The organism is Jannaschia sp. S6380, from assembly GCF_023015695.1.
GTDB lineage: Bacteria > Pseudomonadota > Alphaproteobacteria > Rhodobacterales > Rhodobacteraceae > Jannaschia.
Window position 1 is genome coordinate 1,362,407 of sequence record NZ_JALKAS010000001.1, and the last position, 22,603, is coordinate 1,385,009.

The window sequence follows — 22,603 nt, forward strand, 5'->3', positions numbered from 1 at the left end:
GGCAAGCGGTTCATCTCCGCGTACCCCCTGCCCGAAACGAAGCTGACATCCGGTTAATCATCCCATTTGCCAAGAATCGTCCGCATCCCGCATACTCGCTCTTCGTCGCCGTGCGCTTCATGCCTATATTCGACGAAACAGACCGAAAGATCGAGATGCGCGCCCTTACGTCACTGCTGACCACCCTCACGCTCGCCATGCCGCTATCCGCGGCCGAAACCGGAACCATCGAGGAGCGCTGGCTCGCCGATCCGTCGCAGATATTCGAGGCGGCGGATGTCGACCTGGAGGAGATGATGTGGATCGCGCGGCCGATCGTCGTCTTCGCCAACAGTCCGCGCGATCCGGCATTCATCGAACAGGTGGGGGAACTGGTGTCCGAGATGGACCGCTTGGTCGAACGCGACGTGATCGTGGTTGTGGACACCGATCCGGCCGCACGCACCGCGTTGCGCGACCGCCTGCGGCCGCGCGGGTTCATGATGGTGCTGATCGGCAAGGACGGGCAGGTTAAGCTGCGCAAGCCCCTGCCCTGGAGCGTTCGGGAACTGTCACGTTCGATCGACAAGATGCCGATGCGCCAGCGCGAGTTGCGCGAGGGCTGAGAGTTGCATGCCGACCGTTGCGCACCCATATTGATACGGGTGCAAAGGAGATACGGAATGGAACGCGACTTCGACATTCCGCTCAATCCCCATCCGGACGTTCCGGGCCAGAACGGCCCGCGTCCGGGGTACTGAGTGACGAGACCATGGCTTGCGCGGCATCCGCACCGTCGCGCGAATAGACGTCGATCAGCTTGAGGACGCGCTGCCCGTAGCCGAAGGCCCGGCGCCGCATCTCGATATATTCACCATAGACGGCCAGTCGCCGCTCGGGCTCCAGCGTGGGGAAACGTTCGCCGCGCATATCGTCGGCCAGCGCCTCGATCGAGCGGATCAGGGTGTAGAACGCCACGATCCAGTCGATCGTCTGGCGCGGCAAGACGTCGATCTGACCCATCATGGATTGATAGATCAGGCCGTGCACCTCACGGGGGATGAAGGGCACGAATTCGGGCTCCCGCTCCATCCGCGCGATCAGGTCGGCGGCGTGTTCCTCCGCCCGTCCGTCCAGCCAGTAGATCGCGCAGATGTCGCGGATCTCGGCAAAGAGCGCCTTGTGCGCGTCGCGCAGCCGCTCGTTCCGCAGCCGCCGGGCGTCGCGCCGCATGCGCCAGCCGTTGACCAGCCAACCCGCCGCGACCACGCCGCCCGCGATCACGGCCTGCCAGATGCGGGCGTCGATCCCTATGAAGGCGCCCTGCCCCACGCGGTCACTCGAACTCGAGGATCACGTCGTCGACGGCGAGGCTGTCGCCTGCGGCCGCGTTGATCCGGGCGATGACGCCGCTCTTTTCGGCCCTGAGCGTGTTTTCCATCTTCATCGCCTCGACGACGGCCAGGGCCTGACCCTCCTGCACTTCGTCGCCTTCCTCGACATCGATGCGCACGACCAGCCCAGGCATCGGACACAGCAGCAGCTTCGACGTATCGGCGGCCACCTTCTGCGGCATCAGGTCGGCCAGTTCGGCCTGACGCGGGGTGCGCACGTGAACCGTCAGATCCGCGCCGCGCGTCCGGACGCGGAACCCTTGGGTGATCTTGCCGACCTTCAGGACGAGCGACTGCCCGCCGACCGAGACACGGGCAAGCTGATCGCCTGGCGTCCAGTCCGATTCTACCCGCAGGACCTCGTCCCCGATGGTCACGTCCGCGCCATGGCGGTCTGCGGCGATCGTGGTGTCGAACCGCGCGCCGCCCAGGGTCACGACCCAGTCGGAGCCCACCTTGCGCTCGTGATTGTCCATCCGGCCCGACACGCGCGTGCGCCGTATCTCGGCCACGCGGTGCATCGCGGCGCAGGCGGCAGCGATGCGCTTCAGATGATCCCCGGGAAGGTCGACGCCGTTGAAACCCTCGGGGAACTCCTCGGCGATGAAGGCGGTCGTCATCTCGCCCGCGATGAACTTCGGATGGTCCATGACCGCCGACAGGAACGGCAGGTTGTGGCCGATTCCTTCGATCTCGAACGCGTCCAGCGCGTCGCGCATCGTATCGATCGCCGTTGCCCGATCCGGACCCCAGGTGCAGAGCTTGGCGATCATCGGGTCGTAGAACATGCTGATCTCGCCCCCTTCGAATACGCCGGTATCGTTGCGGATGACGGGGGCGCCCCGCGTCTCCGCAGGCTGTTCGGCATCGGGCGCAGTCTCGACCGGCGGGCGATAGCGGGTCAGGCGGCCGATGGAGGGCAGGAACCCGCGATACGGATCCTCGGCATAAAGACGGCTCTCTATGGCCCAGCCGTTCAGCGCGATGTCGTCCTGTTTCAGCGACAGCCGCTCGCCATTCGCGACGCGGATCATCTGCTCCACGAGATCGATGCCCGTGATGAGTTCAGTCACCGGGTGCTCGACCTGCAGGCGCGTATTCATCTCCAGAAAATAGAAGTTCCGGTCGCCATCGACGATGAACTCGACCGTGCCGGCGCTGGCGTAGCCGACGGCATGGGCCAGGGCCAGCGATTGCTCGCCCATGGCGCGGCGCGTCTCCGGGTCGAGGAAGGGAGACGGTGCCTCCTCGACCACCTTCTGGTTGCGGCGCTGGATCGAGCATTCGCGCTCCCCCAGATAGACGCCTTTGCCATGGCTGTCGCAGAGGACCTGGATCTCGATATGCCGGGGCTGGGTGACGAACTTCTCGATGAACATGCGGTCGTCGCCGAAGCTGGCGCGCGCCTCGTTCTTGGACGCCTCGAACCCCTCGCGGACCTCGTCCTCGGACCAGGCGATGCGCATGCCCTTGCCCCCGCCGCCGGCGCTGGCCTTCATCATAACCGGATAGCCGATCTCGCCCGCGATCTTCACCGCCTCGTCGCCATCCGCGATCAGACCCATGTGGCCGGGCACGGTGCTGACGCCGGCCTCGGCCGCGATCTTCTTCGACGTGATCTTGTCGCCCATCGCCTCGATCGCACCCTTGGGCGGGCCGATGAAGGCGATGCCCTCGGCCTCCAGCGCCTCGGCGAATTTCGGGTTCTCGGACAGGAAGCCATAGCCGGGGTGGACGGCCTGCGCGCCCGTCTGACGGATCGCATCCATGATCTTGTCGATCACGATGTAGGACTGGTTCGCCGGGGGCGGGCCGATATGGACCGCCTCGTCGGCCATGGCGACATGCAGGGCGCCCCGATCCGCGTCCGAAAAGACGGCTACCGTCTGAATGCCCATCCGACGGGCCGTCTTGATGACCCGGCAGGCGATCTCGCCCCGGTTCGCGATCAGGATCTTGTCGAACATCGTCCCCCCTCCGGTCTTGCGCCGGGTCCATAGACCCCTTTCGGCCATGCGCCGAAAGGACAAAAGAAAGGGCCGCCCGGTCGCAAGACCGGACAGCCCGATTGATCCGAAGGATGCGCCCTCGGGCGCGCCCGATCAGAAGTCGTTGGCGAGTGCCCCGCCGGCCGCGCCGATGGCACCGCCCGCGACGCAGTTGCCGTCTTCGATGATCTCGCCCACGGCGCAGCCGACCGCGCCGCCCACGGCGGCCCGCTCGAAATCGCTGCCCTGCTGGCAGGCGGACAGGCCGAGAACGAGGGCCAGGGCGGGAATGATGAACTTGCGGTGCATGATGTCTCTCCTTTTTCGGTATGAGGTGAAAACGTCAGCGCGCGGAGGACGGTTCCAACGTCGCGATCCGCATCGGCGTCATCGTGCCCAGCCGGACACGTCGTCGGCCAGCGCGCCGGCCGCGGCGCCGACGAGCGCGCCGCCGGCCACATTGCCGTCGAGGGCCTTTGCGCCCAGCGCACCGACGACCGCGCCGCCCGCGGCACGCTCCACATCGGTGCCCACGCAGGCGGAAAGGGCCAGAACGGCGAGGACGCCGCTGACCCGAAGGTGTTTGATGGACATGGAACTGCTCCTGCTACTTCTTTTGTTTTTCGCCTCAACTTGCCGCGCCGCCCCCGGACCTGGCCGCACGGTGCGATTCCGCGCAAAAAGGGTCCGGACGATGGGGCGGCATCTCGGCCAACCCATCGTCCGGGAGGGGAAGGGGTACGGTTCCACTCGTGACGGAAAGCCCCGAACCCCGAAGGGGACACGGACACCCGGCACGAGATCACGCTGCCCGGTGCCGGGCGTCGCGGATAGATTGTTTCGTTCCCGACAGGGTCGTCGGCGGCCGATGGCTCAAGGGGCATGCAAATCGGCAACTTCATGCCCATGTGTCGTCCCCGTCGTCGTCCGGAACGTCATCGGACGCGAAGATCTCGGGAAAGGATGCCTGCGCCCGGTCGATATCGACCCGCAGCAATGCGTCGTAGTCCCGGGCGTCGAACGGATCGTCCTCCGCGATCACCTCGCGTCCGAACAGCCACGAGAGACGGCCCGCATCGAGGTTTCCGCGTTCGAACGGTGCATCCCCGAAATGTTCGATCAGCGCGGCGAGGAAGGCCCTGTCCGCGGCACGGTCGGTCGCGCGCCGGTCGCGATAACGTTCGCGCCTGGTAATCGGGGTCACGCCCTTGGGGTTGGCGCGGCGGATGGTGAATTGGAAATCAGTTCCGGCGAGCCGGCCCGGAAAACCCCGATGCTTCAGCATGTCGACCATCCACATACGGGACGGACGGCCGACGGCGGGACGGAGGATGCCCCCCGTCCCGCGCGCAGGTCAGTACTTGGTCGTGACCGGCTCAACCACGACGGGCGCGGGGTCGACGATGACGACTTCTTCCGGCTCGGAATTCCCGCAGGCCGACAGCGCTGCGAGCGCGGCGAGGCCGACGACGATTTTGGTAATGCTCGACATCCAGATCTCCTGAAATGGACGGACGGCACACGAGGTAGCCCCCCCGCGCCGCCCATGGGTTCGACCGCGTTCCTGCGGCCCGACGCGACGCTAGCAGACGCATGTCGCACGGGAAACGTCCTCGTGAGAAATGCCGCGTTTGCCTGTGGTATAAGTGCCAAAACCGCGTCAATCGGCGCAGGAGGCGCGATTGTCGACCCATCGCGAACAATCACCCGCGCGGGGCAGCGGGCCACGTCCTGGATCAAAAGTCGATGGGCCGGCATTCGCCCTCCTCGATCGCGTAAAGGCCGAAATACTGCGTCGCCTCGGGGTCGGTCGTGCCACGCGGCACCGGCCGGTCCATCAGCGTGACCACCAGCTTGTCGGAGCGCGCCGCCGGCAGCGCGGCAATCGGCAAGCCGTGCGTCCGGCAGAGCCAGTCCAGATCGGCCAGGGCCGCGTCCGGATCGACGGTGCCGCCGTCGCGCGCGATCTGCGGGGCGATGAACCGCAGCACGGCCTGCGCACCGCCGTCGCCGACGCGTTCCCACACCACCTCCCAAAGCACGATGGGTTGGCCGGAGGGCAGACCGTCGGCGCGGGCCGCACCGCCGATTGGCAGCGCCAGAAGCCCGGCCAGCAGCGCCGCGCCTAGCTGTCGCGCAAGGCCGCGATCAGTTCGTCCTTGGTCATGTCCGATCGGCCGTCGATGTCGATCTCTTTCGCCCGGTCGTAGAGTTCGTCGCGCGTCCATTCCTCGTAGGGTGGCGACGTGCCGCCCTTCTTCGATGGCGACATCTCGTCGTTCGCCCGTGCGTTGGCGATACGCGCCGCCTTCTGCTTCGACGCGCCGTCCTTGCGCAGCGCCTCGTAGGTCTCGTCGTCCTTGACCTGCGGTCCATGATCCTTGGTCATCGGGTCCTCCTGCGATGCCGGTTTCCCTGAAACCGAACCGCCGGCCCGCCGATGCCGTTCCCCGCCCCGTCACAGCGGGATGGTGTCGTGCTTGCGCCACGGCCGGTCCTGTCGCTTGTTGCGCAGCGAAGCGAAGGCGCGGGCAATCCGCTTGCGGGAGTTCCGCGGCATGATCACCTCGTCGATGAAGCCCTTCTCGGCGGCGACGAAGGGGTTGGCGAAGCGGTCCTCGTAATCCTTGGTGCGCGCGGCGATCTTGTCGGCATCGCCCAGCTCCGTCCGGTAGAGAATCTCGACCGCGCCCTTGGCGCCCATCACCGCGATCTCGGCGGTGGGCCAGGCATAGTTGAAATCGCCCTTCAGATGCTTCGACGCCATGACGTCATAGGCGCCGCCATAGGCCTTGCGGGTGATGAGCGTGACCTTCGGCACCGTCGCCTCGCCATAGGCGAACAGCAGCTTGGCGCCATGCTTGATGACGCCGCCATACTCCTGCGCGGTGCCGGGCAGGAAGCCCGGCACGTCCACCAGCGTCAGGAGCGGAATGCCGAACGCATCGCAGAAACGAACGAACTTCGCGGCCTTGCGCGAGGAGTCGATGTCGAGGCACCCGGCCAGCACCATCGGCTGGTTCGCCACGACGCCCACGGTGCGCCCCTCGATCCGAATGAAACCGGTCAGGATGTTCTTGGCGAAATCGGGTTGAAGCTCGAAGAAATCGCTCTCGTCGGCCAGCTTGGCGACCAGTTCGGCCATGTCGTAGGGCGTATTGGGATTGTCCGGAATCAGGGTGTCCAGGCTCTCCTCGATCCGGGCGGGGTCATCGAAGAAGGGACGGACCGGCGGGATCTCGCGGTTGGAAAGCGGCAGGAAGTCGATCAGGCGCCGCGTCTCGGCCAGCGTCTCCACGTCGTTCTCGAAGGCCAGGTCGGCCACGCCCGACTTGCGCGTGTGCGTCGTGGCGCCGCCCAGTTCCTCGGCGGTGACGACCTCGTTCGTGACCGTCTTCACCACGTCCGGGCCGGTCACGAACATGTAGCTGGAATCGCGCACCATGAAGATGAAATCCGTCATCGCGGGCGAATAGACGGCCCCGCCCGCGCAAGGGCCCATGATGACGCTGATCTGCGGGATTACGCCCGACGCATCGATGTTGCGCTGGAACACCTCGGCATAACCGGCCAGCGATGCGACCCCCTCCTGAATGCGCGCGCCGCCCGAGTCGTTCAGCCCGATGACCGGGGCGCCGTTCTGAAGCGCCATGTCCTGGATCTTGCAGATTTTCTGGGCATGCGTTTCCGACAGCGATCCGCCGAAGACGGTGAAATCCTGGCTGAACACATAGACCAGGCGCCCGTTCACCGTGCCCCAGCCGGTCACCACACCGTCGCCCGCCGGACGGTCCTCCTGCATGCCGAAATCCGTGGCGCGATGGGCCACGAACATGTCGAACTCCTCGAAGCTGTCGGGATCGAGCAGCAGTTCGATCCGCTCGCGCGCCGTCAGCTTGCCCTTCGCGTGCTGGGCGGCGACGCGACGTTCGCCCCCGCCGGCGCGGGCCTGCGCCCGGCGCGTTTCCAGTTCGGCGAGTATGTCCCTCATCACGGCTCCCTTCCGATGTCGCCCTTGGCTTAGACGCTGCGGCGGGGTGCGGGAAGAGTGATGTGACGGTTTCGCGACAGGTTTCCACCCGTGCGCGACCTGCGCCCCGCAGCCCGACGCACAGGCGCCTGTGCGCGGCGGGGGTTTTACAGGCCGCCCCAAAAGGCGTAGCGGCGAGCCATGGCCGCCTATTCCGACACCGGCGGCGGGTCGCGCCGCGTGCGCACCCCGCCGCATATCCTGACGCTTGTGGCGCTGGTGGGCGTGTCGACGCTTTCGATGAACGTGTTCTTGCCGTCGCTGCCGGCCATGGCCGAATGGTTCGCCGCCGATTACGGGCTGATCCAGCTGTCGGTCGGCCTGTATCTCGGGGTGAACGCGGTCCTGCAGCTTTTCGTGGGCCCGATCTCCGACCGCTACGGCCGGCGCCCCGTCATCCTGACCGGTATCGTCCTGTTCATGCTGGCGACGCTCGGGTGCCTCTGGGCCCCCACGGTCGAGCTTTTCTTGGCGTTCCGCATGGCCCAGGCGGCCATCGTGGTCGCCATGGTTCTGAGCCGGGCGGTCGTGCGCGACCTCTATCCGCAGGACAAGGCCGCCTCGATGCTGGGCTACGTCACGATGGGGATGTCGGTGGTGCCGATGGTCGGCCCGGCCCTGGGCGGCGTGCTGCAGGCCGAGTTTGGGTGGCAGTCGAATTTCTGGCTGCTCCTGCTTTCGGGCATGGGTCTGTGGTTGCTGACATGGCGGGACCTGGGCGAGACGGCCCCACGCAGCGGTGGCAGCTTTCGCGATCAGGTGCGGCAATATCCCGAACTGCTGACGTCGCGGCGGTTCTGGGGCTATTGCGCGGCTTCGGCCTTCGCGTCGGGCGCGTTCTTCGCCTATCTCGGCGGCGCGCCCTTCGTCGGCGCCGTTGTCTTCGGGATGGATCCGGCGACGCTGGGCCTGTTCTTCGGGGCGCCGGCCGTCGGATACATGATCGGCAACGGCATTTCGGGCCGTTACTCGGCGCAGGTCGGCATCGACCGGATGATCCTGATCGGGGCAATCGGGCAGGCCGTGGGGCTGGGCGCGCTCGCGGTACTGATGGCGGCCGGGTTCCAGTCGCAGTGGGTCTTCTTCGGCTTCATGACGTTCCTGGGCCTGGGCAACGGTCTGGTGATCCCCAACGCGACGGCCGGCATGCTGTCGGTGCGCCCGCATCTGGCGGGCACGGCCAGCGGCCTTGGCGGCGCGATGATGATCGGCGGCGGCGCGGCGCTGTCGGCGCTGGCCGGGTGGTTGCTGGAAGGGGGTCAGGACGCGATGCCGCTGGTCCTGCTGATGCTGGCCTCGGGCACCGTGGCGGTGATCTCGACCGTCATGACGATCCGCCGAAACCGACAGATCGCATCCTGAACGCGCGCCGGCACCTTGTGGCGACAGCCCCCGATCTGCCAAGGTCCACGGACCGATCCACACCGCCGGAGCGTATCGCATGGAACTGACGGGAACCCGCATCATCGCCGCCCCGAGGGACGTCGTCTGGACCCGGCTGAACGATGCCGACACGCTGCGCGCCTGCATCCCCGGATGCGAGGAGCTGACCGGCAATGCCGAGGACGGGTTCGAGGCCGTCGTCAAGCAGAAGGTCGGCCCGGTGAAGGCGACGTTCCGCGGCGCCGTGACGGTGTCGGACGCCAATCCGCCGGAAAGCTATCGCATCGCGGGCGAGGGCAAGGGCGGGGTCGCGGGTTTCGCCAAGGGCGCCGCGGACGTGCGCCTGGCCGAGGTGCCCGAGGGGACGGAACTGACCTATGTCGTCGACGCCAAGGTCGGCGGCAAGATCGCTCAGCTCGGCTCGCGCCTGATCGACAGCTTCTCGGCCAAGATGGCGGACAGCTTCTTCGAGACCTTCAAGGCCGAGGTCGAGGGCCGGGACGGGGCGCAAGACCCGGTGACATGAACATCACCTCGTAACATACCGTTTCGGCTAGCTTCCTGCCCTGCGCCAACCGGCGTTTCGGGCCTCCGTCTCAGTGCAGAACCAGCGCTCGCCGCGGGTGGTATCGATCCGCGTCGGCCCGTAGGCGCGGCTTCCCGGCAGATGGTAGAGGCGGCCGTTGTCGCTGATGTTTCCCTTGATCCGGCAGGTGCCGTCGGCCGGAGCGTTGGCCCGCGCCCGCGCGGCGCGACGTTCGGCCCGCCACGCGGCAGGATCGAGCATGTCATAGGCCCAGAGACCGCGCGCCAGCAGCGCCGCCTCCTTCTGTTCGGCAAAGTAGCGGGGGTCTTCGCGATAGACCCGGGCCAGGCCCAGACGCACGAGTTCGGCGTTCATGTCCCGCCCGTCGACCCGGCAGATCGCGAGCAGGCGGCCATAGCGGTCACGGTCATGCACGGTGCAGCGCGCGATGCGCCCCTGATAGAGCCGCCGTGCCCCGAGGGTCGCCATACGGCCGCAGGGCAGCACCGCCCCCGCCGCATCGGTACAGGTCTGCCCGTCCTCGGCCGCGTCGATGCCCAGCAGGCGGACATTGGCGGCGGCACCGATGTCAATCGTGTCGGCGTCGATGACCCGGATCGGGCCGGACAGGGTGTCCGCCCCGACCGGCAGGGCGAGGAGAATGAGGCAGAGAAGAAGACGGAACATCCGGCATGGATCGCCCGCGAATCAGACACCATCAAGGCAAATGTTAAGAAATAGTTAAGGGATCAGTATTTTGTCGCCGGCACGGGCGGCGTCACGCTGCGTCTGCGGCGCGCCTCGCGCCAGGCGATGAAGCTGACGGCGGCGATGATGATCCCGGCCCCCAGGATGACCCAGGCATCCGGCGGCTCATCGAAGAGCGTCCATCCCAGAAGGACCGCCCAGATCATCTGCAGGAACGTCACCGGCTGCGTGACCGAGACCGGCGCCGCTGCGAAGGCCCGCGTCATCGTGTAGTGCCCGGTGGTCGCGAAGGCCGCGACGACGAACATCCAGCCGATATCCGCCAGGCTCGGCGGGACCCAGACGGCCATGGCGAAGGGGGCGAGACCGATGGTGACCGTTACCGACAGCATCGCGACGACCATCCCCGCGGCGTTCCGATCCGACAGGCGCTTGGCCAGCAGGTAGGACGCCCCGAAGATGACCGCCGTCAGCAGCATGGCCAGGTGCCCGGTCTGGATCTCGCGAAAGCCGGGGCGCAGGATCACGACCGTACCCGCCAGCGCCGCGAGGATCGCCAGAATCCGCGGCAGGGCGATCCGTTCGTTCAGGAAGATCGCCGCGCCCAGCGTGACGTAGACCGGGCTGAGATAGTTCATCGCCGTCACCTCGGCGATGGGGATCTGGGTCATGGCGTAGAACCACAGGATCACGGCCAGCGCATGCAGCACCCCCCGGGTCGCGAACAGCGCCAGATCGACGCGGGGGACGGAGGTGCGCAGCAGTGCGGGCAGCACGGGCAGCAGGAAGACCAGGCCCAGGAGGTATCGCAGGAACGCCGCCTCGGCCGCCGGAAGGTCTTGTGCGGCATGCTTGACCACGGCGGTCACCGCGATGAAGCACAGCCCCGTCGCGATCATCCACAGGATGCCTTGAAGGGGCCGGGACGGTGGCGTCATGGGCCGTGTCTGCGCCCGTTTTCGTGCCATCGCAAGACGTTCACCCCAGGATCAGGCTGGCCGCGATCGCCCACATCAGGGCCGCCACCAGCAGATCTAGGATCCGCCAGGCCATCGGCCGCGCGAAGATCGGCCGGAGCAGCGCCGCGCCGTAGCCCAGCGTGAAGAAGAACGTGAATGAGGCGACGACGGCCCCTGCCCCGAAGAGCGGCGGATCGTCGGACTGCGCGCCGATGGAGCCGAGCAGGACCAGCGTATCCAGATACACATGAGGGTTCAGCCACGTCAGCGCGAGGCAGGTCAGAACGGCGCGCCACAGGCCGCCGGCACGTCCCTCGGGTTGTAACGCACCCTGCCCCTTCCAGGCCGACCAAAGGGCACGCGCGCCATAGGCCAGCAGGAACGCCGCCCCACCCCAGCGGAAGGCCGGCACGATCCACGGCGCCGCCTCGATCAGGACGCCGAAGCCCGCGACGCCCGCCGCCACCAGCAGGGCATCCGAAATGGCGCAGGTCAGGACGACGGACAGGACGTGTTCGCCGCGCAGGCCCTGGCGCAGGACGAAGGCGTTCTGCGCCCCGATGGCGAGGATCAGTGACAGGCCGAGAAGGAAGCCGGAGACGAGGGAGGTCATCGCGCCGGGATGCCCGGACCTGCGTCAGGACGCAACGCCGCCCCGTCAGTCGTCGTTCAGGCGACGTTCCAGCGCAGCGGCCCGGCCACGCAAGGTCAGCGCGATCGCGTAGACGAAGACGAAGGTGATGCCGCCCAGCATCCGCTCATAGAGGCCGTCGATGTCTGTGGGCAGGAAGAAGAAGATCGGCGCCAGCGGAACCCACAGGATCGTCGCGAGCCGGCACATCCAGCCGTAGGTCTTCGATATCGCGTCCGCCCCCGCCGACATGCCCCATGGGATGACGGCGAAGGCCACGCCCAGCGCCCAGACCAACTGCGTGTGGATCACCCACCCCTCGCTGTCGCCGTCGCCGTATTCGTTACGTGCACCGACCAGGAACACGATCAACCCGGTCAGGATCAGCCCGAAGATGCCCGCCGTCCAGCCGCGGCCGCCCAGATGCGCATGCGCCGCCCCCGAGGACAGCGCGATCAGCGAGGCGGCATAGGCATAGATGCCGATATCGACGATGAATTCGTAGCGGCCGGCGCCCAGGTCCGAAATCGTATCGGCGATCCAGTCGTGATCCGGCACGACGAAATCCGCGATGAGTATGGACACGGTGAAGATGACCGGCCCGGCCATCGCGATCCAGGCCAACCCGCGCAGGATGTCGGGATGCTCGGGCAGCGGATCGCCCGGACGTTCGGGTACCTCCTGCGGGTTGGTGGGGCGTCGCATGATGGATCCTCCCGCGACCGGATGCCGCACGTCTCGGGGAAGAAACGGATCGCCCGGACGGAGGGTTCCCGGATGGCGCAGTCAGAGCTGCGCCATCACCTCGTCGCTGGCCTCGAAATTGGCGGTGACGTTCTGGACGTCGTCGTCATCCTCCAGCGCATCGAGCAGCTTCATCAGCGACTGCATGCCCTCGAGATCCAGCTCGGTCGTGGTCGTCGGCCGCCAGACGAGCTTGGTCGACTCGCTCTCGCCCAGTTGCTCCTCCAGCGCGTTCGACACGGCGGCGAGGTCCGTATCGGCGCACCAGACGACATGGCCCTCCTCGTCGCTCTCGACATCTTCGGCACCGGCCTCGATCGCGGCCATCAGGACGGTCTCGGCATCGCCCACGCTGGCCGGATAGACCACCTGCCCCTTGCGGTCGAACATGAAGCCGACCGATCCGGTCTCGCCCAGGTTGCCGCCGTTCTTCGAAAAGGTGGACCGGACGGACGACGCGGTGCGATTGCGGTTGTCCGTCATCGCCTCGACGATGACGGCGACGCCGCCGGGGCCGTAGCCCTCGTACCGGATCTCGTCATAGTTCTCGGCATCGCCGCCCGAGGCCTTGGCGATGGCGCGCTGGATCACATCCTTGGGAACCGACTGGCCCTTCGCTTCCTTCACGGCGAGGCGCAGGCGCGGGTTCTTGTCGGGATCGGGGTCGCCCATCTTGGCGGCGACCGTGATCTCCTTGGCCATCTTCGAGAACAGCTTGGCGCGCAGCTTGTCCTGCCGGCCCTTGCGATGCTGGATGTTCGCCCATTTGGAATGGCCTGCCATCGGTCCCCCCTGATGCTATGCTATCGTCGCGGCATGGCGATATAGGCCCTGTCCCCGCCGACCCGCAAGACCGGAGGAGCCCGCATGCGCAAGGTCAAGCAGATCACGCCTTTCGTCCTGATTCCTGATCTGGACGAGGCCATCGCCTTCTACGAGGGCCTGGGTTTTGCCTGCACGTTCCGGGGCACCGGGCCGGGCTATGCGTTCCTGCGGGCGGATGGCGGGGCGATCCGGCTGCTCGAGACCGACGACCCCGACGCGGCCGCCGCCGCCCGTCAGCATATGGTGTATATCGACATGGGGGATATCGACGCGTTCTGGGACGACGCGCGCCCGTTCCTCGACACCCTGCCCCGTACCCGCGTCCGTGCGCCGTTCGACCAGTCCTACGGCCAGCGCGAGGTGCATGTGATCGACCCCGGCGGCACGCTGCTGCTGTTCGGGCAGGAGATCGGCTGACACGGCGATTGCCGCGCGTGCCATCTCTGCTAGATGCCGGGGACAGCAACCCGGACCAGACCCCATGACCACCGACCAGATCATCCTTTTCGCCCTTTTCGGCGGCGTCTTCGCGATGCTGCTCTGGGGGCGGTTCCGCTATGACCTGGTGGCGTTCTCGGCACTGCTCCTGGGGGTGATCCTGGGGGTCATTCCCAAGGAGGACGCGTTCTCGGGCTTCGGGCATCCGGCGACGATCGTGGTCGCGCTCGTCCTCGTGGTGTCGGCGGGGCTGGTTCGGTCGGGGGCCGTCCTTCTGATCACGCGGACGATGATCGACGCGGGCCGCAGCGTGGGCAGCCATATCGCGATCATGGGCGGCATTGGCGCGGTCCTGTCGGCGTTCATGAACAACGTCGCGGCGCTGGCGCTCCTGATGCCGGTCGACATCGCCACCGCGCGCAAGGCGGGGCGGATGCCGGGAACGACGCTGATGCCGCTCAGTTTCGCGACGATCCTCGGCGGCATGATCACGCTGATCGGGACACCGCCCAACATCATCATCGCCGGCATCCGCCGCGACCAGTTGGGCGAGAGCTTCGCGATGTTCGACTTCTTTCCCGTGGGCGCCGTCACCGCGCTGGCGGGGCTGGCCTTCGTGGCGCTTCTGGGCTGGCGGATGATCCCCGGTCAGGGCGACGTGCAGGGCGGCGCGTCCGAGACCGAGGTGACGCATTACATCGCCGAGCTGACCGTGCCGAAGGACCATCCCCGCATCGGCGCGAAAGTGTCCGATTTCGGCGACGTCGCCGAGGAGACGGCCGTCCACATCATCGGCCTGATCCGCGACGGCCGCCGCATGTTCGGCAGCGCCCGGCATGTCGCATTGGAGGCCGGCGACGCCCTGATCCTCGAGGCCGAGCCGGGCGCGCTGGACGAATTCCGCGCGACCGAGAACCTGGAGTTCACCGACGACCGCCGCATGTCCCTGCTGGACGCGGCGGATCAGGGGCTCAGCCTGATCGAGGTCGTGGTGACCGAGACCAGCCGCATCACCGGCAAGTCCGCGCAATCCATCGGGCTCGCCTGGCGGCAGCGGACGGTGCTGATGGGCATTTCGCGCAAGGGTCGGCGGATCAAGGACCGGCTGCGACGGACGGAGGTGCAGACCGGCGACATCCTCCTCCTCCTCGCGCCGACGGAATCGGTCGAGGATGTCGTGACCTGGCTGGGCGCTCTGCCGCTTGCGGACCGGGGTCTGGCGGTGACCGAGAACAAGAAGATCTGGCCCGCCGCCGGGCTGTTCCTGATGGCCGTCGTCGCGGCGAGCTTCGGCCTCGTCGACCTGACCGTGGCGTTGGGTGTCGTGGTGGTCGGCTACGTGCTGTCGCGCATCGTGCCGCTCCACGAACTGTACACCCATATCGAATGGCCGGTCGTGGTGCTGCTGGGGTCGATGATCCCGCTCGGCGCGGCGCTGGAGACGTCGGGCGGCACCGGCCTGATCGCGAACTGGCTGACCGGCATCACCACCGGGCAGCCCGCCTGGGTCGCGCTCCTGCTCCTCATGGTGGTGACCATGGTGCTGTCGGCGATCCTGAACAACACGGCGACCGCCATCGTCGCGGCCCCCGTCGGCATTCAGATGGCCCGCTCTCTCGACGTGAACCCCGACAGCTTCCTGATCGCGGTGGCGGTCGCCGCCTCCTGCGCGTTTCTCACGCCGATCGGGCACAAGAACAACACGCTGATCCTCGGCCCCGGCGGTTACGGCTTCGGCGACTACTGGCGGATGGGCCTGCCGCTGACGGCTCTGGTGGTCGCGGTCGCGCTGCCGGCGACCCTGTTCTTCTGGCCGCTCTGACGGCGCACGGCCGGGACGGCGCGGATATTCGGCGGGCGGACAGACCCGGTCCCTTGCCCCCGGCGGGCGCCGGGCGCAGAAAGCGGGCATGGCCTTCCTGCGGTTCACCATCCTCGGCTGCGGCTCCTCCGGCGGCGTGCCGCGCCTCGGCGGCCATTGGGGCGATTGCGACCCGGAGGAGCCGAAGAACCGCCGCCGCCGCTGCTCCCTCCTCGTGGAGCGGCTGGGCGACGACGGCATCACGCGCGTCCTGATCGACACCTCGCCGGATATGCGTCAGCAATTGCTGGACGCGGAGGTCGGCGAACTCGACGGCGTGGTCTGGACACACAGCCATGCCGACCACGTTCACGGCATCGACGACCTTCGGATGATCGTCTTCAACCAGCGGCGCCTTCTGGATGTCTGGGCGGACGAGCCGACCTTCGCCGCCCTGACCGCGCGCTTCGGCTATGCCTTCGCCACGCCCGCGGGCTCCAGCTATCCGCCGATCCTGCTGCGGCATGCCCTGTCGGGGCCGGTGACCATCGACGGCGCCGGCGGCCCGATCGAGATCGTGCCGATCCCCGTGGGCCACGGCGACATGGCCGCACTCGGCCTGCGCATCGGCGGGCTGGCCTACATGCCCGATGTCAAGGACATCCCCGACACCGCCCTGCCCGCCCTGCGCGACCTCGACATCTGGGTCTTGGACGCGCTCCGGCGGCGCACGCACCCGTCGCACCTGTCGCTAGACGAGGCGCTGGCCTGGTTCGAACGCCTGTCGCCGGCCCGCGGCGTCCTGACCAACATGCATGTCGACCTCGACTGGGCGACGGTCACGAACGAGACGCCCCAGAACGTCTCCGCCGCATATGACGGCCTCGTGCTGGAGTTGCCGTGCTAGACGTCCTGGCCGTCACGGTCCCGGTCTTCCTGATCATCGCGGCGGGCTATGTCGCGGTCTGGCACAAATTGTTCAGCCAGGCCCAGGTCGATGGGCTGATGATGTTCACCCAGCGCTTCGCGATCCCGTGCCTGCTGTTCCTGGCCATGGCCCGGCTGGACCTCGCGCAGGGCTTCGACCTGCGGTTGCTGACGGCGTATTATTCCGGATCGGTGGTCTGCTTCGCGGCCGGAATCGTCGGAACCCTTCTCTGGCTGCGCAGAGGGGCCGAGGACGCGGTGGCCGTGGGCTTCGCCGGGATGTTCGCGAACACCGTCCTTCTGGGCCTGCCCATCGCCGAGCGGGCCTATGGCGTCGAAAGCCTGGCGCCGAACTACGCGATCATCGCCCTGCATGCGGCGTTTTGCTATTTCACCGGCATCACCGCGATGGAGGTCGTGCGCGCCGGCGGCACCGGCTTGATCGGCGGGCTGACGACCGTGGCGCGCAAGATGGCCACCAATTCGCTGATGATCGGCGTGGCGCTCGGGCTGGCTTTGAACCTGTCGGGCCTGTCCCTGCCCGCCCCGGTCGAGGAGGCGGTCGCCCTGATCGCCCGCGCCGCCCTGCCCGCCGCGCTGTTCGGCCTCGGCGGCATCCTCGTGCAGTATCGCCCCGAAGGCGACGCGCGCGGCATCGCGCTCTGTTGCGGGATCGCGCTGATCCTGCATCCGGCCTGGACCTACGGGATGGGGCGCCTGCTGGGCCTGGGCGACGGGCCGTTCCGCGCCGCCGTCCTGACCGCGGCGATGGCGCCGGGCGTCAACTCCTACCTCTTCGCGGCGATGCACGGACGTGCGGTCCGCATCAGCGCGTCGTCCGTCCTGATCGGCACGGGACTGTCGGTGCTGACGGTGTCCGGCTGGCTGCTGCTGCTCTGACGCGTCAGCCGTCGGACATCGCGGCGGGCCAGACCGGAACGGTCGGCGCGGTGCCAAAGCTCTTGTCCAGCTCCCACGCCACGAAGAGCGGGACCGGATCGGCCTCGCCCGCCGGCTCTCCCAACCAGTCGGGACGCGCAACCGGGCGTGCGGAGCGGTGCAGCCCGTTGCAGAACGGCTGACGATTCAGCCAGGCACGCATGTCGGCGCGCTTGCGCGAGGAATGGAACGGTCCCCAATCGGCGGCCACGCCACGCATGCCGCGGCTGACGACGCCGTCGCGGGGCACCGTCAGGTTCATGATCCGCACCGCGCAGGACATGTTCAGCGCGCCGTCCTTCAGCGCCTCGCCCGAACGCGCCTGGCAGCCGTAGCCCCGCGCGGTGGCCGGCAGGATCTGAACCAGGCCGTACCACAGGCCGCCGCCGCCAACGGCGGTCGGACGCCAGGTGCTTTCGTGCTTGGCAAGCGTCGACAGCAGGCCCGCCCAGAACGCCTTGCGCTCCCATTCGTCCGCCTCGGGATAGGCCGGGCACCACTCCGCGATATCGCGCGGCACCGTCTGCACCAGCCGGTCGCCATGCGTATCGAGCGCGCGCATGGCCGCCGCCGTCCAGCGGGCCGAGCCACGGATATGATCCCAGCGCAGATCGGGCATTTCCTGGAGGCGGGGCCTGGACGCGGGACGGACGGACGCCTCGGGCGCGAGGAGCGAGCCGAGATCGGCCCCGGGGGCGCCTGACAGGGACATGGTACTGGGAACCGTGGTTAGCATACGCTGCGTCGGCCGTGGATCGGCAAACGCGGCACCTGCCGCCAGAACGGGCAACAACGCGCCCGCAACACCGCGGCGCAGGGCCCGCTTCCATCGATTCGCCATGTTTCCCCCCGGGTTGCCCCAACTTTTCGTCGTTCGCGTCCCGCCATATCTGGTGGTTCGCGATGGATCGGCGTCGAAATATCGCGCCGAAGACCAGGCGGCCCGGTTGGCAGACCCGGCCGACGACATCCGGTCGGTAACATTTGACCATCCGGTCGCAAAGCGCAGCGTGCCGGTGCATGTGGAAACGGTATTTTCCCGCCGATATTCCTGCGCTTCCGGCGCCTTGCCCCCGCATCGCCGGCGCCGTAAACCAGGACCCGACCCCGCCCGGAGGCCTGCCATGCTCGACGTGACCGCACCCACACCGAAACCCCGCGTCATCGCGGGCGAAACGCATGACTGGGAACTGGTCATCGGGATGGAGGTGCATGCCCAGGTCGCGTCCAACGCCAAGCTCTTTTCGGGTGCCTCGACACGGTTCGGGGCCGAACCCAATTCCAACGTGGCCTTCGTGGACGCGGGCATGCCCGGCATGCTGCCCGTCATCAACGAGTTCTGTGTGGCGCAGGCGGTGCGCACGGGCCTCGGCCTGAACGCCGAGATCCACCTGAAGTCCGCCTTCGACCGCAAGAACTACTTCTATCCGGATCTGCCGCAGGGCTATCAGATCAGCCAGCTCTACCATCCCATCGTGGGCGAGGGCGAGGTTCTGGTCGAACTCGGCGATGGCACCGCGCGCGTCGTGCGGATCGAGCGGATCCATTTGGAACAGGACGCCGGCAAGTCGATCCACGACATGGATCCATCCATGTCCTTCGTCGATCTGAATCGCACCGGCGTCGCCCTGATGGAGATCGTCAGCCGCCCCGACATCCGCGGCCCCGAGGAAGCCGCCGCCTACATCGTCAAGCTGCGCCAGATCATGCGCTATCTGGGCACCTGCGACGGCAACATGCAGAACGGCAACCTGCGCGCTGACGTCAACGTCTCGGTCTGCCGTCCGGGCCAGTACGAGAAGTATCAGGAAACGCAGGATTTCGGCCACCTGGGGACGCGCTGCGAAATCAAGAATATGAATTCGATGCGCTTCATCCAGGCCGCCATCGATTTCGAGGCGCGCCGCCAGATCGCCCTGCTGGAGCGGGGCGAGGCGGTCGTGCAGGAGACGCGCCTCTACGATCCCGACCGCGGCGAGACACGGTCCATGCGATCCAAGGAGGAGGCGCATGACTACCGCTATTTCCCCGACCCCGACCTTCTGCCGCTGGAGATCGAGCAGGGCTGGGTCGACGAAATCGCGGCCGGCCTGCCGGAGCTGCCCGACGCCAAGAAGGCGCGGTTCGTCGACGAGTTCGGCCTGTCGGATTACGATGCCCGCGTGCTGACGGCGGATACCGATGCGGCCGCCTATTTCGAGGCCGTGGCCGACGCGTCCGGCAACGGCAAGGCGAGTGCCAACTGGGTCATCAACAACCTGTTCGGCCGCCTCAAGGAGGATGAGCGCGAGATCGAGGACAGCCCGATGACACCGGCGCAGCTGGCCAGCATCCTGCGGCTGATCGAGGCGGGGGACATTTCCGGCAAGATCGCCAAGGACCTGTTCGAGATCGTCTATGCCGAAGGCGGCGACCCGGCCGAGATCGTCGACGTACGCGGCCTTCGCCAAGTCACCGATACCGGCGCCATCGAGGCCGCGGTGGACGAGATCATGGCCGCGAACCCCACCCAGGTCGAGAAGGCGAAGGACAATCCCAAGCTTGCCGGGTGGTTCGTGGGGCAGGTGATGAAGGCCACCGGCGGCAAGGCCAATCCGGCCGTCGTGAACCAGATCGTGGCCGGGAAGCTTGCTGGATGACGCCCGGATCGGACGCGTGCTTTCTTACGTAGGGTCATGCGACTTTCCCTATGATATCCGGCAATTTACCATAATCCTGCCATGCCGCTTGGCGATTGCGGGGGCATGAGACACGACCCCACGCAATCCTCCGTCATCTATGAGTACGAGGTCATTCCGGCCCCCACCAAGCCCGAGCGCCAGCCCGGCCTGAAGACGGATGGCGAGCGCATCGCCTTCATGCTGTCGGAGATCTTCAACGAACTGGCCGAGGAAGGCTGGGAATACGTGCGCGCCGACACGATCAACATCGACAACGTGACCGGCATCGCCGGCAACGCGCCCAAGGGCCACACGCTGCTGGTCTTCCGCAGGCCGCTGACATTGCCCGCCCCGCGCCAGTCCAGCGATGCCCTCGTCCCGGACAACCGTGTGGCCTGACCGCGCGGCAACGCCCGTCATGGCGGGTCACTCGCCTTCGGACAGATCCAGGGACAATGCGTGTATGCGCGCCATGACGTCGCCCAGCGCGGCGTGCACCATGCGGTGACGGGCGACGCGGCCCTGCCCGGCGAAGGCGGCGGAGGTCATCGCGACGTGCCAATGGCTTTCGCCCGATCCGTCGTCGCCCGCATGCCCGGCATGTTTGGCGCTTTCGTTCACGACCTCCAACCTCGCGGGGTCGAACGCCGCTTCGAGCCGCTCGCGAATGATATCCTGCATCTGCATCGAAAATCCCCTCCGAGGCCTTCCCTCTGGCCGGACAATGACTAAACTCTGGCGCCTCTAGCCGGAAGGGGTGCAGATGACCAAGAGTGACCCGTTCAATTTCGACATGCGTGTCAGCAGCGCCAAGAAGCGCAATCCCCGTGGCAAGCGGGGCATGTCGGGCGCCGTCGAAACCTCGACCCGCATCTGCGATCACGAGGGCTGCGAGGAAGGCGGCAAGTATCGCGCGCCCAAGAGCCGGGACACTACCGACGACTATTACTGGTTCTGCAAGGACCACGTGCGCGAATACAACGCCAAGTGGAGCTTTTTCGACGGCGCCACCGAGGCCGAACTGGCGCGCCAGGCCCAGGCCGACGAGCGGCCGACGCAGCCCTTCCGCCGGACGGTCGAGGAACGCGCCTGGGCCAGGCTGGGGATCGAGGACGCGCACCAGGTTCTGGGCGGCAACGCCACGCGCAATCCCGGGCGCGGTGTCGTGGGTCGCAAGCTGCCCCCGACCGAACGCAAGGCGCTGGATATCCTCGAGGCGAAGGACGACTGGACCAAGGCGTCCATCCGCAAGGCGTACAAGGGCCTGATCAAGATCCTGCACCCGGACATGAACGGCGGCGATCGCAGCCAGGAGGAACAGCTCTCCGAAGTCGTCTGGGCCTGGGATCAGTTGAAGGACAGCCGCAACTTCAAGTGACGCGCGCCGCCTTCCACGCGTGAAGGTCCGGCTCCAACGGCCGGAGCGGTTCGGGGCGATAGGGCTGGAAACCGGCGTCCTTGGCCTCGAACGCCCACCGCTCGCGTCCCGGATGGCTGACGTCGCCCAGATCGCCGACCGGGTCGCGCGACGCCCCGAACCGGCGCATCATCGCGGCGACGACGCCGCCCTTGGCAACCTTGGAATTGGTCAGCGGGCCCATCGGGTCCATCTCCCCGCGCAGACGCTCGCTGACATTCGGGTCGAACCCGAGCCCCTCGTCCCCGGCCCCTTCCATCAGCCAGCCCAGCGTGATGGCGCTCAGCGCGGTGATCTCTCCGCCGCCCCCGACGGCGCCATGATCGCCGGCGAACCACTCTTGCCGGTAGGGCCGCCCCTCGCGACCGGCGTTCAACTCGGCCAGGTTGGACCAGAGCGTCGGGCGGAACGACTTGCGCCGTTCGTCGATGGCGACGGCATGGCGCGCCGCGCGGACCATGGGCGACAGATCGGTGTCGTGGAACGCATGGCGCCGGTTCAGGATCGGCGCGGTGGTGAAATGCCCCGGAATGCCCAGCGCGCCCACCGTGTCCCAGATGCCCAGGAACGCGATCTCGAAGGGGATCGCCTCATCGGCCCCCATCTCCTCGTAGACGGGGGCGTCGTTCGGGTCGGTCATGATCCAGCGCGAATGGACCGCGCGCCATTCCGCGTTGCGCGACTGGCGCCGCTCCGGGGTCTCGATCCGCCGCTCGGAATAGCGGCGGACGGCCTCGGGCAGGCGACCGAGCTTGGCGCGTTCCAGCAGACCGGTGAACCGGATGAACCCGGCCAGAGACCGGGCCGTGAACGCCCCGCGCGAGAAGCCGAAGATCATGACCTCGTCCCCCGGCTCGTAGAGGAAGATCAGATGGCGATAGGCCTCGACCACGTTGGCCATCAGCCCGAACCCCATCGCGCCGCCCAGCCAACGGTCGGATTGACGGGCCAGCCAGGTCACCCCGCGCCGCCCTGTGCCCACGCCCTCGATATAGATCGGGACCTGTTCCACGTCGTCGTCGCCGCGGGCCGCCAACGCCTGACCAAGCCGGACCACGTTCGTCGGGTGCGGGGCCTCGGCGGCGTTCCAGGTTCCGTCGCAAAGGATGACGATGCGCTTCATGCCGCCAGCCTAGCACATCGCGGCAAAAAACGCCCCCGCGCCGATTAGGGCCGGGGGCGATAGGTCCTGCGGTCCGGTTCCCCCGCCGGGGGGTGGGGGCCGTTCCGTCCTTCGCCACATCGGGATCGCGC

General features: G+C 67.5%; 27 protein-coding genes. 10 read left to right on the forward strand and 17 right to left on the reverse strand.

The genetic code is table 11. The features are described from left to right. Positions 1-155 precede the first annotated feature (155 nt). Complete coding sequence (locus MWU52_RS06930) at positions 156-605, forward strand: DUF4174 domain-containing protein (RefSeq protein ID WP_348645495.1); 450 nt, start codon at positions 156-158, stop codon at positions 603-605. Between the two features lie 82 nt (positions 606-687). On the opposite strand, the gene MWU52_RS06935 is transcribed toward MWU52_RS06930, so the two are convergent. From MWU52_RS06935 to MWU52_RS06975, 9 genes are all read right to left on the reverse strand, one after another. Further along, positions 688-1,311 (reverse strand): hypothetical protein, encoded by a 624-nt coding sequence (locus MWU52_RS06935; RefSeq protein ID WP_246950607.1) that lies wholly within the window; start codon positions 1,309-1,311, stop codon positions 688-690. 4 nt (positions 1,312-1,315) lie between these two features. Continuing rightward, positions 1,316-3,340, reverse strand: a complete 2,025-nt coding sequence (locus MWU52_RS06940; RefSeq protein ID WP_246950610.1) for an acetyl/propionyl/methylcrotonyl-CoA carboxylase subunit alpha — start codon at positions 3,338-3,340, stop codon at positions 1,316-1,318. A gap of 135 nt (positions 3,341-3,475) precedes the next feature. Then, positions 3,476-3,670, reverse strand: a complete 195-nt coding sequence (locus MWU52_RS06945) for a hypothetical protein (RefSeq protein ID WP_246950613.1) — start codon at positions 3,668-3,670, stop codon at positions 3,476-3,478. A 78-nt stretch (positions 3,671-3,748) separates the two neighbouring features. Next, positions 3,749-3,955 carry a hypothetical protein gene (locus MWU52_RS06950; RefSeq protein ID WP_246950615.1) on the reverse strand — a complete coding sequence of 69 codons (207 nt, stop codon included), beginning with the start codon at positions 3,953-3,955 and terminating at the stop codon, positions 3,749-3,751. Positions 3,956-4,259: 304 nt separating this feature from the next. Then, positions 4,260-4,646, reverse strand: coding sequence for a hypothetical protein (locus tag MWU52_RS06955; protein ID WP_246950617.1), 387 nt, complete (start codon positions 4,644-4,646; stop codon positions 4,260-4,262). A 69-nt stretch (positions 4,647-4,715) separates the two neighbouring features. Further along, positions 4,716-4,853, reverse strand: a complete 138-nt coding sequence (locus MWU52_RS06960; protein WP_246950618.1) for a hypothetical protein — start codon at positions 4,851-4,853, stop codon at positions 4,716-4,718. 244 nt (positions 4,854-5,097) lie between these two features. Beyond that, entirely contained in the window at positions 5,098-5,589 is a 492-nt protein-coding gene (locus MWU52_RS17975) for a DUF6497 family protein (RefSeq protein ID WP_281493919.1), read from the reverse strand. Further along, on the reverse strand, positions 5,487-5,750 hold the full coding sequence (locus MWU52_RS06970) for a Rho termination factor N-terminal domain-containing protein (protein WP_246950622.1): 264 nt from the start codon (positions 5,748-5,750) through the stop codon (positions 5,487-5,489). The genes MWU52_RS17975 and MWU52_RS06970 overlap by 103 nt, the downstream gene beginning before the upstream one ends. Positions 5,751-5,819: 69 nt before the next feature. Continuing rightward, positions 5,820-7,352: an acyl-CoA carboxylase subunit beta gene (locus MWU52_RS06975; RefSeq protein ID WP_246950623.1), complete on the reverse strand. Its 1,533-nt coding sequence runs from the start codon at positions 7,350-7,352 to the stop codon at positions 5,820-5,822. 180 nt (positions 7,353-7,532) lie between these two features. Between MWU52_RS06975 and MWU52_RS06980 the strand changes: the two genes are divergently transcribed. Both MWU52_RS06980 and MWU52_RS06985 read left to right on the forward strand, forming a co-directional pair. Continuing rightward, positions 7,533-8,753 (forward strand): multidrug effflux MFS transporter, encoded by a 1,221-nt coding sequence (locus tag MWU52_RS06980; protein ID WP_246950625.1) that lies wholly within the window; start codon positions 7,533-7,535, stop codon positions 8,751-8,753. A gap of 79 nt (positions 8,754-8,832) precedes the next feature. Beyond that, positions 8,833-9,300 (forward strand): carbon monoxide dehydrogenase subunit G, encoded by a 468-nt coding sequence (locus MWU52_RS06985; protein ID WP_246950626.1) that lies wholly within the window; start codon positions 8,833-8,835, stop codon positions 9,298-9,300. 27 nt (positions 9,301-9,327) lie between these two features. Here MWU52_RS06985 and MWU52_RS06990 read toward each other — a convergent pair whose 3' ends face one another. The 5 genes from MWU52_RS06990 to MWU52_RS07010 form a co-directional block, all read right to left on the reverse strand. Further along, entirely contained in the window at positions 9,328-9,987 is a 660-nt protein-coding gene (locus MWU52_RS06990) for a thermonuclease family protein (protein ID WP_246950629.1), read from the reverse strand. Between the two features lie 62 nt (positions 9,988-10,049). After that, on the reverse strand, positions 10,050-10,946 hold the full coding sequence (locus tag MWU52_RS06995) for a DMT family transporter (RefSeq protein ID WP_246950631.1): 897 nt from the start codon (positions 10,944-10,946) through the stop codon (positions 10,050-10,052). Between the two features lie 40 nt (positions 10,947-10,986). After that, on the reverse strand, positions 10,987-11,580 hold the full coding sequence (locus MWU52_RS07000) for a LysE/ArgO family amino acid transporter (RefSeq protein ID WP_246950634.1): 594 nt from the start codon (positions 11,578-11,580) through the stop codon (positions 10,987-10,989). Positions 11,581-11,625: 45 nt separating this feature from the next. Continuing rightward, complete coding sequence (locus MWU52_RS07005) at positions 11,626-12,303, reverse strand: DUF998 domain-containing protein (protein WP_246950637.1); 678 nt, start codon at positions 12,301-12,303, stop codon at positions 11,626-11,628. Between the two features lie 81 nt (positions 12,304-12,384). After that, on the reverse strand, positions 12,385-13,125 hold the full coding sequence (locus MWU52_RS07010; RefSeq protein ID WP_246950638.1) for a YebC/PmpR family DNA-binding transcriptional regulator: 741 nt from the start codon (positions 13,123-13,125) through the stop codon (positions 12,385-12,387). 84 nt (positions 13,126-13,209) lie between these two features. Here MWU52_RS07010 and MWU52_RS07015 point away from each other — a divergent pair, with 84 nt between their 5' ends. The 4 genes from MWU52_RS07015 (at position 13,210) to MWU52_RS07030 (ending at position 17,233) form a co-directional block, all read left to right on the forward strand. Next, entirely contained in the window at positions 13,210-13,584 is a 375-nt protein-coding gene (locus tag MWU52_RS07015) for a VOC family protein (protein ID WP_246950639.1), read from the forward strand. 64 nt (positions 13,585-13,648) lie between these two features. Then, on the forward strand, positions 13,649-15,427 hold the full coding sequence (locus tag MWU52_RS07020) for an SLC13 family permease (RefSeq protein ID WP_246950641.1): 1,779 nt from the start codon (positions 13,649-13,651) through the stop codon (positions 15,425-15,427). Between the two features lie 88 nt (positions 15,428-15,515). Beyond that, positions 15,516-16,313 (forward strand): MBL fold metallo-hydrolase, encoded by a 798-nt coding sequence (locus tag MWU52_RS07025; RefSeq protein WP_246950643.1) that lies wholly within the window; start codon positions 15,516-15,518, stop codon positions 16,311-16,313. After that, positions 16,307-17,233, forward strand: coding sequence for an AEC family transporter (locus tag MWU52_RS07030; RefSeq protein WP_246950645.1), 927 nt, complete (start codon positions 16,307-16,309; stop codon positions 17,231-17,233). The genes MWU52_RS07025 and MWU52_RS07030 overlap by 7 nt, the downstream gene beginning before the upstream one ends. A 4-nt stretch (positions 17,234-17,237) precedes the next feature. On the opposite strand, the gene MWU52_RS07035 is transcribed toward MWU52_RS07030, so the two are convergent. Continuing rightward, positions 17,238-17,984, reverse strand: coding sequence for a transglycosylase SLT domain-containing protein (locus MWU52_RS07035; RefSeq protein WP_246950647.1), 747 nt, complete (start codon positions 17,982-17,984; stop codon positions 17,238-17,240). A 412-nt stretch (positions 17,985-18,396) separates the two neighbouring features. On the opposite strand from MWU52_RS07035, the gene gatB reads away from it, so the two are divergent. After that, positions 18,397-19,911, forward strand: coding sequence for an Asp-tRNA(Asn)/Glu-tRNA(Gln) amidotransferase subunit GatB (gene gatB / locus MWU52_RS07040; protein ID WP_246950649.1), 1,515 nt, complete (start codon positions 18,397-18,399; stop codon positions 19,909-19,911). Between the two features lie 105 nt (positions 19,912-20,016). Then, on the forward strand, positions 20,017-20,331 hold the full coding sequence (locus tag MWU52_RS07045; RefSeq protein WP_246950652.1) for a DUF4177 domain-containing protein: 315 nt from the start codon (positions 20,017-20,019) through the stop codon (positions 20,329-20,331). Positions 20,332-20,358: 27 nt separating this feature from the next. Here the strand turns inward: MWU52_RS07045 and MWU52_RS07050 are convergent, their stop codons facing one another. Then, positions 20,359-20,619, reverse strand: coding sequence for a BolA family protein (locus tag MWU52_RS07050; RefSeq protein ID WP_246950654.1), 261 nt, complete (start codon positions 20,617-20,619; stop codon positions 20,359-20,361). Between the two features lie 76 nt (positions 20,620-20,695). Here MWU52_RS07050 and MWU52_RS07055 point away from each other — a divergent pair, with 76 nt between their 5' ends. After that, positions 20,696-21,310 (forward strand): J domain-containing protein, encoded by a 615-nt coding sequence (locus MWU52_RS07055; protein WP_246950656.1) that lies wholly within the window; start codon positions 20,696-20,698, stop codon positions 21,308-21,310. On the opposite strand, the gene MWU52_RS07060 is transcribed toward MWU52_RS07055, so the two are convergent. Beyond that, a complete protein-coding gene (locus tag MWU52_RS07060; RefSeq protein WP_246950659.1) occupies positions 21,303-22,472 on the reverse strand; it encodes a DUF2235 domain-containing protein in 1,170 nt (389 codons plus the stop codon). The two genes, MWU52_RS07055 and MWU52_RS07060, sit on opposite strands and share 8 nt — an antisense overlap. Positions 22,473-22,603 lie beyond the last annotated feature (131 nt).